Below are 16,538 nucleotides of genomic sequence, written 5' to 3'. Positions count from 1 at the left end.
GCAAAGAACATATCTTGAACAAGAGGGGTTCTCTGAAACTATCCGATGTCTGAACAATTTTGCATAACTGATGGGTTATCTTCAAAATTTAGGACTAGTCACACCAGCTTTATGATGAAAGTTTATATTTTTGAGAACCCTAGATATATCTGAGTTTCTCGCAACTTTTATGCAAAATCGAGAAATTTTTTAGGGAGAGAGATTGAAACCAGGGGAAAGTTTGTAGAGTAGGACTTCCAGCTTCAAAATACTTGCAACTATGTGATAAAGCTCTGATCGGTGTTCCTTCGCGATAGCTCAAGGTTTTAGGATTCAGAGCGGCAGACAAAATCACTGCCTCTTTTTCACAGTTCCAAACATTAGTATGTCAAGGTTTCCCCCAGTTTTAATCGCTCTCATCATCAAGCACAGCCTGCTCTGACCTTGTTATCCTATGGTGTGGTAAAGCGTTGAAAAAAGGTACCTGTTGCCGATGACCGCAGCAGGGAAATAAGCAATCATGAGTTTTTCTGCAATCGTGCAAGCCTTGGGGCGTTCTCGCCTATCGGAAGAATTACTGCTGAAGTTGAAAGAGCAGCGAGTCTTAGAGTTATGTGGTGTGCCTCGCTTGCCCAAGGGACTGGTCGCCTCTGCCCTCGCCCAACAGCGACAGCAGCATTTGTTTGTAGTCACCGCCACCCTAGAAGAAGCTGGACGCTGGGCCACCCAGCTTGAAGCCATGGGCTGGCAGACGGTTTATTTTTATCCCACCTCCGAAGCCTCCCCTTATGAATCCTTAGATCGAGAGTCGGAGATGATCTGGGGGCAGTTGCAGGTGTTGGCCGAAACCCTAAAGCTCAATGCCAACCCAGAAGCTGCGCCTTTAGCGATTGTGACCACGGAACGGGCCTTGCAACCCCACTTACCCCCTGTGCAGGTCTTTGAACCCTATTGCCTGAACTTGGAAACGGGGATTGAGCTAGACCTAAAAACCCTCAGCGATAAGCTAGCGCGACTTGGATATGAGCGAGTCTCCCTAGTGGAAACTGAAGGCCAATGGAGTCGGCGCGGGGATATTGTCGATATTTTTCCTGTGGCGTCCGAGCTGCCTATTCGGTTGGAGTGGTTTGGGGATGAGCTGGATAAAATGCGGGAGTTTGACCCCACGAGTCAGCGATCTTTAGATAGCAGTGAAAAGCTCACCCTGACGCCCACTAGCTTTGCCCCGATTACATTAGCGTCTCTCAGTGAGGCCCAACAGGCCCAAGTCAAAGCCTATTTAACAGAAGAGGAACTGGCCTTCCTAGAAACTGGAACCTTAGAAGGCAGTCAGCGGTTTCTGGGGATGGCCTTTGAGACACCTGCTTCACTATTGGATTACCTGCCGGAAAATACGCTGGTGGTCGTTGATGAACCCATGCAATGTCGCCCCCACAGTAACCGCTGGGTAGAACATGCCCAGGAACAATGGGAGTCCGTGAGTTTACCGGAGACTCCACTACCGAAGCTACACCAAGATTTCGAGGCGGCTCTGGATCAAATTGAAGTGTTTGAGCGGATCTTTCTGTCCGAGTTAGCTGAGGAAAAGGGCGGCTTAAACCTGTCCAGTCGGACCGTGCCTGCGGTGCCTCACCAGTTTGGCAAGCTAGCAGAGACCATTCGAGAAGAACGCGATCGCAAATTCAGTATCTGGCTGATCTCCGCTCAGCCCTCTCGCTCCGTGGCCCTGTTGCAGGAACATGACTGTCCCGCCCAGTTTGTACCTAACCCTAAAGACTTCCTGGCCATCAACAAACTGCAGGAGCAGCGCACTCCCGTTGCCCTTAAATATTCTGGGTTAGCGGAACTTGAAGGCTTTGTGCTACCCACCTTCCGCACGGTGGTGATTACAGACCGCGAGTTTTTTGGTCAGCATACCCTAGCCACTCCCACCTATATTCGCAAACGACGGCGGGCCACCTCTAAACAGGTCGATCCGAACAAACTCCAGCCGGGAGATTTTGTTGTTCACCGCAATCATGGCATTGGTAAATTTCTGAAGCTAGAAAGTCTAACTCTAAACCATGAGACCCGTGAATATTTGGTATTGCAATACGCCGATGGCACCTTGCGGGTGGCGGCGGATCAGTTAGGCTCCTTATCTCGCTTCCGCAATACGGGAGAAGGGCGGCCCCAACTTAATAAAATGTCGGGGAAAGCTTGGGAGAAAACCAAGAATAAGGTTCGCAAGTCCATTAAAAAATTGGCAGTGGATCTGCTCAAGCTTTATGCCCAGCGAGCCCAGCAGGAGGGATTTACCTTTCCCCTCGATCAGCCCTGGCAAGAAGAGATGGAAGATTCCTTTCCCTACCAACCCACCGCCGACCAGCTTAAAGCGGCCCAAGACGTCAAACGGGATATGGAAAATCCTCGCCCGATGGATCGACTGGTGTGTGGCGATGTTGGCTTTGGTAAAACCGAAGTGGCTACCCGAGCAGTATTTAAAGCGGTGACCGCAGGTAAACAGGTGGCCTTTCTCGCACCGACGACCATTCTGACCCAACAGCACTACCACACCCTCAAAGAACGCTTTGCTCCCTACCCGATTCAAATTGGTCTTCTCAATCGGTTCCGCAGCGCCGAAGAACGCAAAGACATTCAAAATCGCCTGAAAACCGGGGAGTTAGATATTGTCGTTGGCACCCATCAGCTCCTGGGTAAGAGCGTCAACTTCCGGGATTTGGGCCTGCTGGTGATTGACGAAGAGCAGCGGTTTGGGGTTAACCAAAAAGAAAAAATCAAAACCCTAAAAACCCAAGTGGATGTGCTCACCCTCAGCGCCACACCTATCCCTCGGACCCTCTATATGGCCCTGTCTGGGGTGCGGGAAATGAGCCTAATTACCACGCCTCCTCCCTCCCGCCGTCCGATTAAAACCCATCTGTCGCCCTACGATCCAGAATCGATTCGCAGTGCCGTGCGCCAAGAGCTAGACCGAGGTGGCCAGATCTTTTATGTGGTGCCCCGAGTGGAAGGGATTGAAGAAGTGGCGGGTAAGCTACGGGAAATGGTACCTAGTGCGCGGATTGCCATTGCCCACGGTCAGATGGTGGAGGGGGAGCTAGAGGCGACGATGCTTACCTTTAGCAATGGCGACGCTGAAATCCTAGTCTGTACCACCATTATTGAATCGGGCCTAGATATTCCCCGCGTCAATACCATCCTGATTGAAGATGCCCAAAAGTTTGGCCTCTCCCAGCTCTATCAGCTTCGAGGTCGGGTGGGTCGTGCCGGGATTCAAGCCTATGCTTGGCTGTTTTATCCCAATCAAAGTTCTCTAACGCAGAAGGCTCGTAAGCGACTCCGGGCTTTGCAAGAGTTTAGTCAGCTCGGGTCTGGCTATCAGTTAGCGGTGCGGGATATGGAAATTCGGGGAGTGGGCAATTTGCTAGGGGCAGAGCAGTCGGGGCAAATGGAAGCCATTGGCTTTGACCTGTATATGGAGATGCTGGACGAGTCCATCAACGAAATTCGCGGTCAAGAAATTCCCCAGGTGGATGAAGCCCAGGTGGACCTCAACCTAACGGCCTTTATTCCTGCCGATTACATCACCGATTTAGATCAAAAAATGAGTGCCTATCGGGCGGTGGCCTCAGCAGAGACTAAAGCCGACCTCACCCAAACTGCGGTGGACTGGAACGATCGCTATGGTCCGATTCCCGATTCAGCCCAACAGCTATTGCGAATTATGGAACTCAAGCAGTTAGCAAAATCCCTGGGCTTCGCACGCATCAAACCAGAGGATAAACAGCATGTGATGCTGGAAACCCCAATGGAAGAACCGGCCTTTAAGTTATTGAAGGAAAATCTACCTGAACATTTGCGATCGCGCTTCGTATACTTCCCCGGTAAGGTGACGGTGCGAGGACTTGGCGTTATGAAAGCCGACCGCCAATTGGAAAGCCTGATTGACTGGCTCGGCAAGATGAAGGGGGCTTTACCTGAAGTCGAGAAAGCTTTAGTGGAAGCAGTTTAGAGCCCAGAGCCTCACCGTCTATCTGAGGTGAAGACTCGAACCTCACTAACCTGCAATTCGGTTAAAGAGATAGGGCTTACTGGGCGTTTTGAGAGACTAACTTCGGCCAGGCTTGATCCGCTTGGGAAATATAACCCGGAATATTTTCTTGCCAAAGCTGCTGCACATCGGCACTAAAATTCAGATACAGCTTGCCATCCACGATGGCCCAAGCTTCTGGCACAATCGAAACTAACGTACCTTGGCTGACACCATAGGCACAAAAACCACCATATTGTGGTGCATAGGCTTCGGGGTTACTGACAAATAGGTCTCGATGCTTGGCATTAGCAAATAGCCAAGTGACACCTTGCCACTCATAGGCATAGTCTTTCACCCCTTGGACAGGGCGGCCTTCCGTAAAGTATGCCACGGGATCCGTTCCGCGAATGGCGATTCCATCTTCTGAAAAAATTGCCTTAGAAGAAGGAACGGGTTCAGATATTGGATTAGCAATTGCTAATCCTCCAGTGCGAATAATGGAAGGTACTGTAGACACCGTACCCAAAAGTATGATGGAAGATATGGCAATTTTGGCCAGAGTGATTGGGTTCATAACTTTTACTCCACAACAATGTATCAGGTACAACTTCGTATTAAAAAATAGCTAGGGCCGACGACTCAAAGACTTGAGGGCACTCACACAAGCAAGGGATAATTCTGTGCTTATAGCACCCTCATTGTTGCCCATTACTTAATAGCTTTTTTCAGTATTTTTTGCAGCACAGGGGTCTTTGGCAGCACAAGGATTCTTGGCAGCGCAGGGGTCTTTAGGGGCACAAGGGTTTTTCGCGGCACAGGGGTCTTTAGGAGCACAAGGGTTTTTCGCGGCACAGGGGTCTTTAGGAGCACAAGGATTCTTGGCAGCACAAGGATTCTTGGCAGCACAAGGATTATCTACGGTAGTTGCAGCACAAGGATTAGCATGGGTTGGGGGAGAAATTAGAGTCGTTGTGGCGACCCCAACAGTCAACATAGAGGTTGATGCTAATAATGCTAAATATTTGACTTTCATACACAGAACTCCAGAAATCAATGGGTCGGTTCAAAACCAACACTTATATAGTTAAGAGACGTTGGATAAGGGTAGCCTGAAGACTAAATGAGATTTCCTGAGAAACATATGAGTTTTTCTAGAGATATTCTATTTATTCAAGATTATTTATACTTGCACCACTGTCCTGCGCTCTTATGTCACCTAAAAACCTTTATGACGATCACCTTCCCATAAAGGTTTTATAGAGTTATTGTGTTCATTTTCTATGTGGTATACCTATAAAGCTATAAAAATAATATTTAGAAAACTGTTCTGCGAAAGTTTCTTTAAAGATGAAATTTGATTGCGCATTTTTAACCTCATTGATTGTTAGCCAAAAATGAAAGGTGCCTTACCTGAAATCAGCCAGACCTTAATAACGGTAAATTTATGAGTTATCCCAGATTATGGTTGGTTTTTTGATCGTCTTGCTGGGCGCAGTCTTCTTTTGCTTACAGAACGTAATCGTCCGTATTCTCTTTAACGAATACACTGTTGTTGGCCTGCTGCAAACGGGAGGATTCGTTATCCCTTCCCTCCCCAACTCTTTTTTGTTAATGGCGATGCGGATGGTCCTGGTGGTGCCGTTAGTATCGGCCATGACGCCCCTGTTTTACCCGGCACTTTGGTGGGATTTACGAAAGCTGGGTCAAAAGCAGAATCGCCCTGACCTAATGAGATCGCTGCTGGGTGGCATATTTATGTACCTCTACCTGGCACTGCTCTATTTTTCTGTGGGCCTAATTCCCACCGGAATTGCCCTAACCCTATTTTTCACCTTTCCCGTTTTTACAGCCCTCCTCTCTTGGTACTTCTTTGGTACTGCTCCCTCCCGATTTCGCTGGACGGTAATGGGATTAGTCCTGTTTGGCAGTGCCCTTACGGTTCCTCAAACTGGACTCACGGCTAATGCCTTGGGGATTGGATTAGGAATTGGGTCTGGCGTTGCCTACGCTATCTATACGGTTCTCGCACAAAAAAGCTTTGAGCAGGTCCATCCCGTTCCCTATACCTGGATTAGCTTCGCGGTCACGCTGGTCTTGTCCTGTATCAGCTTGCTGTTCTGGACACAGCCAGAGGCCATTGAGTGGGGGCCATTATGGATTGGTGGCTTGTTGTCTGCCATTGCCACCTCAAGCGGTCACCTACTCAACAATATGGGCATTCGTCTAATTGGAGCGACCACAGCATCTATTATTGGGGCTACCAATCCAGCTTTAACGGTTGTTTTGGCCTGGTTTGCCATTCAGGAAACCCTCAATCCACTCCAACTTTTCGGTGTTCTTTTGGTTACTTTTAGTGTGGCCTTGCTCAGTCGGGAGCGGAAATCGTAGCTGTAGTGAGTCATCGGCCTGCCACTCCCAACATTGCTATCACCCAGCTTGGCCTTAAGCAGGACTGATATAATCCCTAAATGTTTGACTCTACCTGTAAGTTCCTTGCAGAAAGCTTTTCCAGTGACTTTGCAGCCTGGCTTCTAGGAAAACCCATCTCCCTCACCCAGCTCAGTCCTGCTGAGCTATCCCTTGAACCTATTCGGGCTGATGCGCTAATTCTGCTAGATTCCGAAGAGTACATTTTGCACCTAGAGTTTCAGACAGAACCTGACCAAAATATGCCCTATCGGATGGCAGATTATCGCCTCCGAGTTTACCGCCGCTTTCCTCAAAAGGAGATGAAGCAGGTAGTGATTTATTTGACGCCCTCGAATTCAGAATATGTGTACCAAACAGCTTTTGAGATTCCGGGGACTCGTCATGAGTTTGAGGTAATTCGTCTATGGGAACAGCCCACTCAACTTTTCTTGGAAACGACTGGGCTGCTTCCCTTGGCCGTTCTCACTAATACTTCAGATCGGGAGCGAACTTTGCGTCAAGTAGCCGAGCATATCGATACCATTCCTGAGATGCGGATTCAGAGTAATGTTGCAGCCTCCACTGGGATTCTGGCTGGGTTAACATTAGGAAGGAACTTCATTAATCAAGTTCTACGGAAGGAAATCATGCAACAGTCAGTTATCTATCAAGAGTGGAAAGAAGAATTCCTTCAAAAAGGGGAGCAAAGCGGGGAAACTCGCTTAGTTCTCCGCCAGCTCACTCATCGCATTGGGGATATTTCTCCGGAGTTGCGCGCTCAAATTCAAGCTTTATCTCTTGGACAGCTTGAAACTTTAGGTGAGGCTTTGCTTGATTTTACGGAATCTGCTGATCTTGTGAATTGGCTCCAAGAGAATCGCGCTGAGTAGCTGGAATGCTTAGCCTACATTTGATTACAGTAATTCGAATCATTCACCTGTAAATATTCAGCACTTTCGCACTTGCGGGCATACAGGGGCCTTGGGCTGAGCAATCGTACAGTCTCCCACCAGGCAGGGCTGATGATACAGGGACTCTTCCTCAATGGGAGGTGCAGGATGACCAAAGACCATCTCACAGCTCATGTCTTCGAAATTTGGAGTTAAGGTAAGGGGAAAGCCAAATTCCCGAGCAAAAAAGTCTTGGGTGGGTAATTTGCACATATTCACGCACATGCCCACACAACCGCTCTGTTCTAAATAGCGGCATTTTTGAATATGGATACCGCTGCGTTGCGTTCGAAGTCGGTCATTGTCGCCGACAACTTCCACCTCTTTGAGATCGCAAGGACCCACCAGCCAGGTAAACATGCGGCTAGCAAACCAGGCATTCCATTCCAAAATGCGCTGGGTGGGATCAAACAGCGTGCGAATTCCCCATAAAACGTAGCCGGGAATTAGCGATCGCAACACCGTCGCCAACGCCTCTTGCTGCTCCTGGGCACTGCGGCCTCGCATAATTTGCACCGACAAATCCACTAAACCTGCATACCCGGCTAGCTCGCTTTCGCTGCCAGCCACTTTTGCCATTTTTTTGGCAAAAAACCAGATAAATAGGCGATCCAGTGGATTGTCTTGATATTCTGTTTTCACCCCAGTCTCCTCATCAAGCCGCGCCATTCCCCCAATATAGCGGTTTGCACCCCTCTGTTGAGGCCAGCCAGCGTCCTTTGATGAGTGAGGCGATGGGCTTATTTATGGCTGCCTGCCCAGGATACCCATTGATGAGATTCACCACTATGTTGAGCCGTCTGACTCAACTCCGCCTGAGTAATATTGGCACCACTCAAGTCGGCACCACTCAGTTCTGCCCCATCCAGACATGTTCCACTGAAATCAGCATTGCTGAGATTGGCACAGCGTAAATCAGCTCCCTTCAAATTGGCTCGGCCCAATTTTGCACCCCGTAAATCAGCTCCAATCAGATTGACCTGACTCATATTGGCACTCCGCAGATCCGCTTGGTTTAAGTCTGCATCGGTTAAATTGGCGCAACTCAAGTTGGCCCCATGTAGATTCGTGCGACTTAAATCGGCTTGACTTAGATCCGCCTCGCTCCAATCAATCTGGCTTAAGTTGGCCCCGTTTAAATCTATTTGATGGCAATAGGCGTTCCGAAAATTACGCTGTCCAGCACTATATTCTTGCAACAGTTTCATTGAATTCATAAGATTTCCCTCACTGTAATCACTCATGAGGGGATGAATCTCCTCTCCATTTAGATTCACCCCCTCCGTCCTGCATCACTTAGCTAAAAAAGTGATGCGATGGCAAAAGCTAGAAATAACAAAATGAGCAGCCCTGCAAATGCGGATCCATAGGGATCGCGGTGCAAGATATCGCGATGACGATGGGTGGTATTCATGACTTCTTCTCCCTAGAACAGTCACACAGCCGTTTAAGTCGACATTGGCTAGGTATGCAGAAAGTTTAAAAAATAAATTTGAGGATACTGTGAGGGTCAGACCGATTTAACCGCAACGCCGATGATATGAGGCTGCACGACAGGAAGGGGAACCGGTGCATCAAAGGTTTCGTAGTCAACGGTAGCAAACCCTGCCGCTTCAATCACTTTGCCCGTATCCCGATCCAAACGACAGCCATCACCAATCACTTGCCAGACTGGGCATAACCCCGTTTGCACCCGGCGCAACAGACTGCCCGCAGGGGCAATCACATGTTCGATAAACAGAAACTGTCCGCCCGGTTTAAGCACACGCAAAACCTCCTGAATAGTGGCTTCCAGGTTGGGCACTGAACAGAGAACCAGTGTACACAACACCACGTCTTTACTATTGTCAGGGATAGAAATATCTGCCAGTGTCGTAGTCTGCACATCGACGTCAAGTCCAAGGGCAGCAGCTTTCTGTTTCAGGTAGGGATGCATATAGGGATTAGGTTCCAGCCCTAGCCAATGGTTCTGAGGGCTCAAGTAGGTCAGATTGGGGCCAGCCCCCGGACCGAGTTCTAATACCTCTCCCTGAAGATCGGCAAACAACTGTTGTTTCCGGGCCGCCATCTGATCTTCGTACCCACGGGTGGCGGTGGCCATGGCCCAAGCAAAGAAACGTTGATACCACTGCGGACTTTGCCAGGCAGAGGGAGCCTGTGATTGTGCGGGCATGATAAAGACCTCCAATGATACCTAGCGCCCATTTTAATCCCGTGCGATATTCTGCCTGCCTGAAGCCCCTGCTAAGGAATTGTTAAACTGGCTACCAATAGGGTGCTGTTAAACGGGCAAAAGGGGCAAAGAGGGTGTTGCAATATTCGGGGTTACGGATCAGTCTAGTGGGGGTTGTTGTTCTTACTCAGACCACTCCAATCATTTTCCCTCGGTTGGCCGCTCAGGCCGAAGTCCAACCAGCCCCGTCTACCCTCCCTCACTCTGCGGAGCAGCCCAAACCGATAGAGCGTGAGCTAGAGATCAAGGACGATACGCCCAGCAAGACAAAAAATGTGCCAGTGGTAGATGCTCCCCCTTCTCCAAAGAAGATGGCATTAATTCGCGAGCTATTACAGATTACGGAGCAAAGGAAGAATTCAGAACAACACCTAGAAGCAATGTTGGCGAATATGGAGGAAACGCTACCGAAGGTGTTGGCACAAATTATTAGCGATCGCACTCAGCTCCAAGGAGATGAACTGCTCAAACAGGTTACCGCCACAACTCAACGGCTGGTAAAGCGCTATCGAGCGTTATTGCCTAGCAGGGTCAATATTGGCAAAGTTACGGAGGACATTAGTATGAACCTCTATGCCAAGTACTATACGGAGAAAGAGCTAAAGGACTTAATTAAGTTCTACCAAACGCCAACAGGACGAAAAGCGATCGCAACATTACCTCAACTCACAAAAGAGGCACTGGAACAATCCAATCAGATTTTGCTGCCCGAGATTACCCAACTATTGAAAGAAATCATGCAAGAAGAGTTTGGGTCAGAGCCTTTCTCTCCCCCACCCGGCACAAAAACGCAACCCTCTCCTCAATCCCCTTAAATTAGTAGCAAGAATCCAGTGATACAGCACATCGAATGTAGAAGTAGCTGAAAGCTAACCTTCAGGTAAAACAAAGCCCTTACCGTGATTTAATCAGGCAATTTAAATGGATTAAGGTCAAGGTTTAACGGAGGCTTAATATCCTAATAAATACAGTATAAACTCAGAGCTTAGCAAGCTTAATCTTGCTTGCAGAGTGGAATAAAAAATTTCCTAGAAGCAAAAAAAAGCCCCCCTTGAATCATTGCTTTTCAAAGGGGATTCTTATGCTTATGTTTATCTAGTCTTTTTCAAGATTATCAAGTAATTATGAAGAAACTGTGAGGAGTATTGGAGGTTTAGCCTGACAGAGCATTGGTGAGTTTATTCTATTCCTTTAAATAAAAAATCAATCGATACTCTCCTCATCTTTTTAGGCATTAATGAATTTAACGTAATCCTATCTAAACAATGCATCCCCGATGAGATACCTTGGTGAAAGAGATGGATATGCCAGATATGAATCAACAAGATTTCAATTGGGAATTCCTCCTCAGATTTGTTAATCCTTCATTCTTTTGTCAGATAAATTTTGTTCAACCAGTGAGCTGATATTGTAAACAATGATCAATAATGTTCAGATCTAATAGGGTCTTGCAAAATCCACAATTAGATTGAAGCTCTGTTAGCTATTTAAAACATAAAATTGAGCTTGACCTCACACTCTTTACCCACTCGAATGAGATCCACCTGGCGAATAAATTCCCGAAAATAGAACCGTCGTTCAGACTCGGATAAATCCATCCAAAACTGATCGATGGATACCGTTTGGGCAATCTCCTTTAAATTCACCGGCGGAAGTTGAGCCAACCGACTTTTTAATTCCGCAATTTCAGTTTGCAAATTATAGGCCCGTAAATCAGCCGTGGATTGATCGAGTACATTGATTTCTACCAACTCGGGCAGTTGAGACAAAATCTTTTGCTTGGCTGCAATTTCTGCATCTACCCCCTGCTTAAACTGACTCAGAATCGGTTGATTCACCCCAGCCACCGCTTGGGGGAGTTCATCACAAATAGACTGAATCGTTTTCTGCAAAATCTTGTCGTAGGAAATCGCTTGGCATCTGGGCTTGTCAGGACATTTAGTCGGACGAAGATAGAGATATTCCTTACCCTTTCCTCGGGGCATCACTCGCGAAATCGTCATGGGCGACTGGCAAGTGGCACAAAAGACAATGCCAGATAGGGATCGAGGAGCACTAGCCGCTCTGGGGGTCAAACTGCGATTCCGGCGCAATAATCGATCCACTTGCGCCGCTTCTTCCCGAGAGAGCAATGGTGTATGGGTATCCATCACCACCTGCTGATTTTGATAGGTCAAATCTCCGCGATACACCGGATTTGTCAACCACCGTCGTCCGGTCGAAACCGAAATTTTTTTGCCATGTTTCTTAGCGATATATCGCACAGATCCTCGTAAAGACCCATAGAGTAGAAAGTGCTCAAAAAAATCCTTAACGACTGGAGAGACGGTGCGGTCAATGACGTATCGATCCTTGCCCCGCCGATACCCATAGGGCGCTTTGCCGGGTGGGGGTCGCCGTTTGATCCGATTTTGGGCATGGCCATGCCGAATCCGTCGACTGCGCTGTTCCGCTTGAATGGCATCTAAGAGGACTAGCAGTTGAGATGAAGGGGATGGAGAACGCTCAACCCCGGCCTTGTTCGCTTGTGGTGAATGGGGCTGCCATTGAGGAAAACAGGGAGACTGATAGGTTTGTTCAATTGCCAGAATGCAAATCCCCAAATCCTCTAGCTGCGTTAAGTGTTGCGTGACCTGAGTGAGTGATTCACCTAAATCCTCTAACCGCATCAGTAATAAAAAGTCAGGTGGATGAGCGTGGCAATCTTGCAACAGAGCATCTAGCTGAGAACGACGCCAATCCAAATCTTGATACACCTTGTCTACTTCCCATCCCCAGATGGTTGACTCTAACTGAATTTCCCAGGTCAAGTCTTGGTAAAGATAGGCAAAGATAGGCATAAGTCCATCCAAGATTGGGAGAAACGAGCATGACAAAAGGAACTGATCACCACCATAGACGCTAAGTGATCGCCTGGCCCAGCACACCTTACACCACATAGGGCTACACAACTTAGCCTAGAAGAATAGCAGCCTAGTCTCTCCTACCATCCCATGTGAGATAAAGCTGTCTACCCAAGAATAGATACAAATCGTAACAACTGGTTGTGTCGAGAGAGGATGGCGTCAGCCTGCAATAACAAAGGCGGATTAAAGGGGCGCGACCCTATCCTACCCAATTGTCTAAAAACCCTTGCCGTTACTGAATTACATCAGGTTTAGGCAAACTTTGAGGAAAACAGAATCCGACCGCTTGTTAGATAAAGATGAGGGTCGTTATCGCCTGAAGCATTCCCTAGAGTATTTTCAGAGTAGGCGTTTGATGCCATCAAGCCCCCCTACGCATAGGAATAAAAACAGCCAGAATATCCTTGGGGTAAATTTTAGATTCTCCAGGTTATTCATTAAGTAATGTTACCCAGTCGTGATATCATTGGCCTTGGCCTGCAGTAACGCATCCAAACCAAATTTCTAACCTGTGGAATTGACAGATCCTCCCCTTCAGCCCAGCCCCATCTCCAGCGAGAGCGAGCTAGCTGAAGTAAAGATTTCTCAAGCAGGAGATTCGATGGATGACTTTTATCAGCTTAAAAATGGCTTGATAATTTCATCTTCAGTTATAGCAGGGTTATTTTTTGGCCCTGTGTGGTGGATGTACTCTCTAAAGGTTGCCAGCAGCTATTTGCTTGGGGCATCTGTTGGAGTGTTATATCTAAGGATTTTGGCGAAGAATGTTGAGCAATTAGGAAGCGGGAATACCCAGGTCGGTAAAGGCCAGCTCGGTGTTTTCGTTTTACTGATTGTCGTGGCAACTCAGTGGAATCAGTTAGAGGTCCTACCTGTTTTTCTAGGATTTCTCACCTACAAAGTTGGCATCCTGTTTTTCGTCTTGTGGTCTGCAGTTCTGTCCCCCTCAACTAACCCTTGAGACATCGACAGAATGCCCCTATTTTTTTGCCTGAAGTTCCAACGAGGTTGGGCGTATTATGCATCACAGCAGCCTTCTGCTAGATTCTTTTAATTGGTTCACCGCCTTGCCTTTCGCAAGTTTAGAGGTGGGTCAGCACCTATACTGGCAGATCGGTGGCTTAAAGGTTCATGGTCAGGTTCTGATTACATCCTGGATCGTCATCGGCATCTTAGTCATTGTGTCTGTGCTGGCAACCCGCAAGGTTGAGCGCATTCCTAGTGGTCTCCAAAATTTTATGGAGTACGCGCTAGAGTTTGTCCGTGATTTGACTAAAAATCAAATTGGCGAGAAAGAATACCGTCCATGGGTGCCATTCATCGGGACGCTCTTTCTATTCATATTTGTCTCCAATTGGTCTGGTGCACTATTCCCTTGGAAGCTGATTAGCCTCCCTGAGGGAGAACTAGCCGCACCTACAAATGACATCAACACCACTGTCGCTTTGGCATTGTGTACGTCGTTTGTTTACTTTTACGCAGGATTTCGGAAAAAAGGACTCGGTTACTTTCGCAAGTACATCGAACCCACTCCGGTACTGCTCCCAATTGCGATTCTTGAAGATTTCACCAAGCCGCTTTCCCTTAGTTTCCGTCTGTTTGGTAACATCCTGGCCGACGAACTAGTGGTTGCAGTTTTGGTGCTACTGGTTCCCTTAATTGTGCCGTTGCCTGTGATGTTGCTGGGACTTTTTACCAGCGGGATTCAAGCATTGGTATTTGCGACCTTGGCTGGTGCCTATATTCACGAGTCATTAGAAGGTCATGGGGACGAAGAAGAGGCCCACTAACCTCAAAGTCAGGTTACTGAATCAGTAATCGATTGGCTCCAAAATTAGTGGCTGGTGCAGGCATCTAAAGTCTGACAACCTGTGTAAGGTCTACCTTGTTGTTCTATTTCAAAATAAGGAAAAAAGCATTATGGATCCGTTAGTTGCTGCTGCTTCTGTATTAGCTGCTGCCCTGGGCATTGGCATCTCTACAATTGGCCCTGCTCTTGCTCAAGGTAATGCTGCTGGAAAAGCGGTAGAAGGGATCGCCCGTCAGCCCGAAGCAGAAGGAAAAATCCGAGGCACTTTGTTGTTGTGTTTGGCGTTTATGGAATCCCTAACCATTTATGGTTTGGTGATCGCCCTAGTGCTACTGTTCGCCAACCCCTTCGCCTAAACAGGTTAGTGAGGGACGTTCGCGTAACGTCCCTTCTCCGAATCTAGTTGTATTTGAGCGATATGAAATTTGTTATTAATTTTCATACCTCTCAATTGCAACTCCGACTTTTTCTGATCTGACCCTTTTTTAGACTGAGCAAAACAATGTTTGATTTTAATGGCACATTGCCATTGATGATGTTCCAGTTCTTTTTGTTGGTTGCTGTGTTAAATGCAGTGTTCTTCAAACCCCTCACCCAAGCCATTGATGAGCGAGATGGGTTTATTCGCACCAACAATACTGAAGCCCGTGAGCGTTTGGCTAAAGCCAAGAGCTTAACTGAGCAATATGAACAGGAGTTGGCAGGCACGCGGAAGCAATCACAACAAGTGTTGGCGGATGCTCAAGCCGAAGCCCAAAAAATTGCTCAAACACAAATCACTGAAGCCCAACAGCAAGTTCAAGCTGAAGTGATGAAAGCTCAAGCCGAACTCGAGTCACAGAAACAGTCTGCCTTTAGCGAATTAGAAAAGCAGGTTGATACCCTCAGCCAGCAAATTCTCAATAAGCTCTTAGGCTCCACCCTGGCATAAGCCATCACCGCACCGCAGTTAGGACTATAAGCATGGGGATGTTTAATTGGCTGGCAAGCGCTGGCATGACTGGGTTTCCACAACTAGCTGAGGCTGGTGGTTACAGCCTTAACTTTGATATTTTGGAAGCCAATATCGTCAACCTAGTAATCGTTATCGGATTACTGATTTATTTAGGCCGAGGCTTTCTAGGGGATGCCCTAGTTAAGCGGCGAGAAGCCATTGAAACGGCTATTGCCGATGCTGAAGCCAACCAAAAGGAAGCTGCTGCAACCTTGGCAGAAGAGCAAGAGAAACTCGCTCAGGCCCAAGCAGAAGCGAAAAAAATTCTGGCCAACGCCCAGACAAATGCAACCAAAGCGAAGGAGCAAATCCTGGCTGAGGCCAAGAAAGAGATTCAACGCATCAAAGATGCTGGATCTCAAGATACCTCTGCAAGTCAGGAACGTGCGATCGCAGAAATTCAACAGCGCGTTACCGCTATGGCCCTAGAGAAAGTTGAAGCTGATTTGAAAAATCAGTTAGGGAATAATGAATCCGCTCAGCGGAAATTAGTCGATCAAAGCATTGCCTTGCTAGGAGGCAACTCATGACACAAAGCACGGTTAGCTCCACCATTGTTGAACCCTATGCCGAGGCGTTAATGTCTGTGGCCCAAAGCAACAACCTCACCAACCAAATTGGTGAAGACGTCAGCTTTGTCCTCAGTCTGTTGCAAACCTCTGATGACCTGAGGGATTTCTTGGTCAATCCACTCACTCCCGCCGATGCCCAGAAGGCTGTCCTTCGACAGTTGGCTGAATCGCGGGTCCAGAAGCAGTTCTTCAATTTTTTACTGCTCTTGATTGATCGACGACGCATCATCTTTTTAGAAGGTATTTGCAAGTACTATCAGGCATTACTACGCAAACTCAACAACACAGTGTTGGCAGAAGTGACCTCAACGGTGGAACTCACCGATGAGCAACGCCGAACCATCACTGAAAAAGTAAAGCATATGAGTCAAGCGGCCCAGGTTGAGCTTGAAACAAGTATCGATCCGGACCTTATTGGCGGTGTGATTATTAAAATTGGCTCTCAAGTTTTAGACGCCAGCATTCGTGGCCAGTTGCGCCGGATGAATTCTTCTATAACAAGCTTTTCTTAAGGCACTGAGCAATTTTCTTAAATTGCCTTTGCCTTTAAAGTTGTTTGACCTTTACCCACATCACAAATCAGAGCAAGTCCCATGGTAAGCATCAGACCCGACGAAATTAGCAATATTATTCGCCAACAGATTGAGCA

Annotated in this window: 16 protein-coding genes; 11 read left to right on the top strand and 5 right to left on the bottom strand. The window is 47.6% G+C overall.

Annotated features, from left to right (window positions below; all coding sequences use genetic code 11):
* Positions 1-499: 499 nt before the first annotated feature.
* A complete protein-coding gene (gene mfd / locus Q0986_RS05625; RefSeq protein ID WP_299405588.1) occupies positions 500-3,994 on the top strand; it encodes a transcription-repair coupling factor in 3,495 nt (1,164 codons plus the stop codon).
* A 76-nt stretch (positions 3,995-4,070) separates the two neighbouring features.
* On the opposite strand, the gene Q0986_RS05620 is transcribed toward mfd, so the two are convergent.
* Positions 4,071-4,589, bottom strand: a complete 519-nt coding sequence (locus Q0986_RS05620; protein WP_299405585.1) for a YHS domain-containing (seleno)protein — start codon at positions 4,587-4,589, stop codon at positions 4,071-4,073.
* 178 nt (positions 4,590-4,767) lie between these two features.
* Here Q0986_RS05620 and Q0986_RS05615 point away from each other — a divergent pair, with 178 nt between their 5' ends.
* The 3 genes from Q0986_RS05615 to Q0986_RS05605 all read left to right on the top strand — a co-directional run bounded on the left by Q0986_RS05615 (position 4,768) and on the right by Q0986_RS05605 (position 7,314).
* Entirely contained in the window at positions 4,768-5,103 is a 336-nt protein-coding gene (locus tag Q0986_RS05615; protein WP_299405580.1) for a hypothetical protein, read from the top strand.
* Between the two features lie 373 nt (positions 5,104-5,476).
* A complete protein-coding gene (locus Q0986_RS05610; RefSeq protein WP_299405575.1) occupies positions 5,477-6,403 on the top strand; it encodes a DMT family transporter in 927 nt (308 codons plus the stop codon).
* An 80-nt stretch (positions 6,404-6,483) separates the two neighbouring features.
* Positions 6,484-7,314: an Rpn family recombination-promoting nuclease/putative transposase gene (locus Q0986_RS05605; protein ID WP_299405571.1), complete on the top strand. Its 831-nt coding sequence runs from the start codon at positions 6,484-6,486 to the stop codon at positions 7,312-7,314.
* A 57-nt stretch (positions 7,315-7,371) separates the two neighbouring features.
* Here the strand turns inward: Q0986_RS05605 and Q0986_RS05600 are convergent, their stop codons facing one another.
* The 3 genes from Q0986_RS05600 to Q0986_RS05590 form a co-directional block, all read right to left on the bottom strand.
* Positions 7,372-8,043, bottom strand: coding sequence for a DUF4033 domain-containing protein (locus tag Q0986_RS05600; RefSeq protein ID WP_299405566.1), 672 nt, complete (start codon positions 8,041-8,043; stop codon positions 7,372-7,374).
* 71 nt (positions 8,044-8,114) lie between these two features.
* Positions 8,115-8,591: a pentapeptide repeat-containing protein gene (locus tag Q0986_RS05595; RefSeq protein ID WP_299405562.1), complete on the bottom strand. Its 477-nt coding sequence runs from the start codon at positions 8,589-8,591 to the stop codon at positions 8,115-8,117.
* A 293-nt stretch (positions 8,592-8,884) separates the two neighbouring features.
* Positions 8,885-9,547 carry a class I SAM-dependent methyltransferase gene (locus tag Q0986_RS05590; RefSeq protein WP_299405558.1) on the bottom strand — a complete coding sequence of 221 codons (663 nt, stop codon included), beginning with the start codon at positions 9,545-9,547 and terminating at the stop codon, positions 8,885-8,887.
* A gap of 134 nt (positions 9,548-9,681) precedes the next feature.
* Between Q0986_RS05590 and Q0986_RS05585 the strand changes: the two genes are divergently transcribed.
* Positions 9,682-10,422, top strand: coding sequence for a DUF2059 domain-containing protein (locus tag Q0986_RS05585; protein WP_299405553.1), 741 nt, complete (start codon positions 9,682-9,684; stop codon positions 10,420-10,422).
* Positions 10,423-11,094: 672 nt separating this feature from the next.
* Here Q0986_RS05585 and Q0986_RS05580 read toward each other — a convergent pair.
* Positions 11,095-12,447, bottom strand: coding sequence for a recombinase family protein (locus Q0986_RS05580; protein ID WP_299405549.1), 1,353 nt, complete (start codon positions 12,445-12,447; stop codon positions 11,095-11,097).
* Between the two features lie 751 nt (positions 12,448-13,198).
* On the opposite strand from Q0986_RS05580, the gene Q0986_RS05575 reads away from it, so the two are divergent.
* From Q0986_RS05575 to atpH, 6 genes are all read left to right on the top strand, one after another.
* On the top strand, positions 13,199-13,474 hold the full coding sequence (locus Q0986_RS05575; protein WP_299405544.1) for an ATP synthase subunit I: 276 nt from the start codon (positions 13,199-13,201) through the stop codon (positions 13,472-13,474).
* Positions 13,475-13,532: 58 nt separating this feature from the next.
* Entirely contained in the window at positions 13,533-14,303 is a 771-nt protein-coding gene (gene atpB / locus Q0986_RS05570) for a F0F1 ATP synthase subunit A (RefSeq protein WP_299405541.1), read from the top strand.
* Between the two features lie 130 nt (positions 14,304-14,433).
* Positions 14,434-14,679 carry an ATP synthase F0 subunit C gene (atpE, locus tag Q0986_RS05565; protein WP_010468088.1) on the top strand — a complete coding sequence of 82 codons (246 nt, stop codon included), beginning with the start codon at positions 14,434-14,436 and terminating at the stop codon, positions 14,677-14,679.
* A 146-nt stretch (positions 14,680-14,825) separates the two neighbouring features.
* Positions 14,826-15,254: a F0F1 ATP synthase subunit B' gene (locus Q0986_RS05560; protein WP_299405530.1), complete on the top strand. Its 429-nt coding sequence runs from the start codon at positions 14,826-14,828 to the stop codon at positions 15,252-15,254.
* A gap of 32 nt (positions 15,255-15,286) precedes the next feature.
* Positions 15,287-15,847 (top strand): F0F1 ATP synthase subunit B, encoded by a 561-nt coding sequence (locus Q0986_RS05555; protein ID WP_299405527.1) that lies wholly within the window; start codon positions 15,287-15,289, stop codon positions 15,845-15,847.
* Positions 15,844-16,401 (top strand): ATP synthase F1 subunit delta, encoded by a 558-nt coding sequence (gene atpH, locus Q0986_RS05550; protein WP_299405524.1) that lies wholly within the window; start codon positions 15,844-15,846, stop codon positions 16,399-16,401. Before Q0986_RS05555 ends, atpH begins: the two co-directional genes overlap by 4 nt.
* The last annotated feature ends 137 nt before the right edge of the window (positions 16,402-16,538 follow it).

It is taken from the genome of Acaryochloris sp. IP29b_bin.148 (genome assembly GCF_028285565.1).
In the GTDB taxonomy this organism is placed as follows: domain Bacteria; phylum Cyanobacteriota; class Cyanobacteriia; order Thermosynechococcales; family Thermosynechococcaceae; genus Acaryochloris.
Note: the sequence above shows the minus strand (reverse complement) of the source record. Positions and strands in the feature narration are given on the sequence as shown.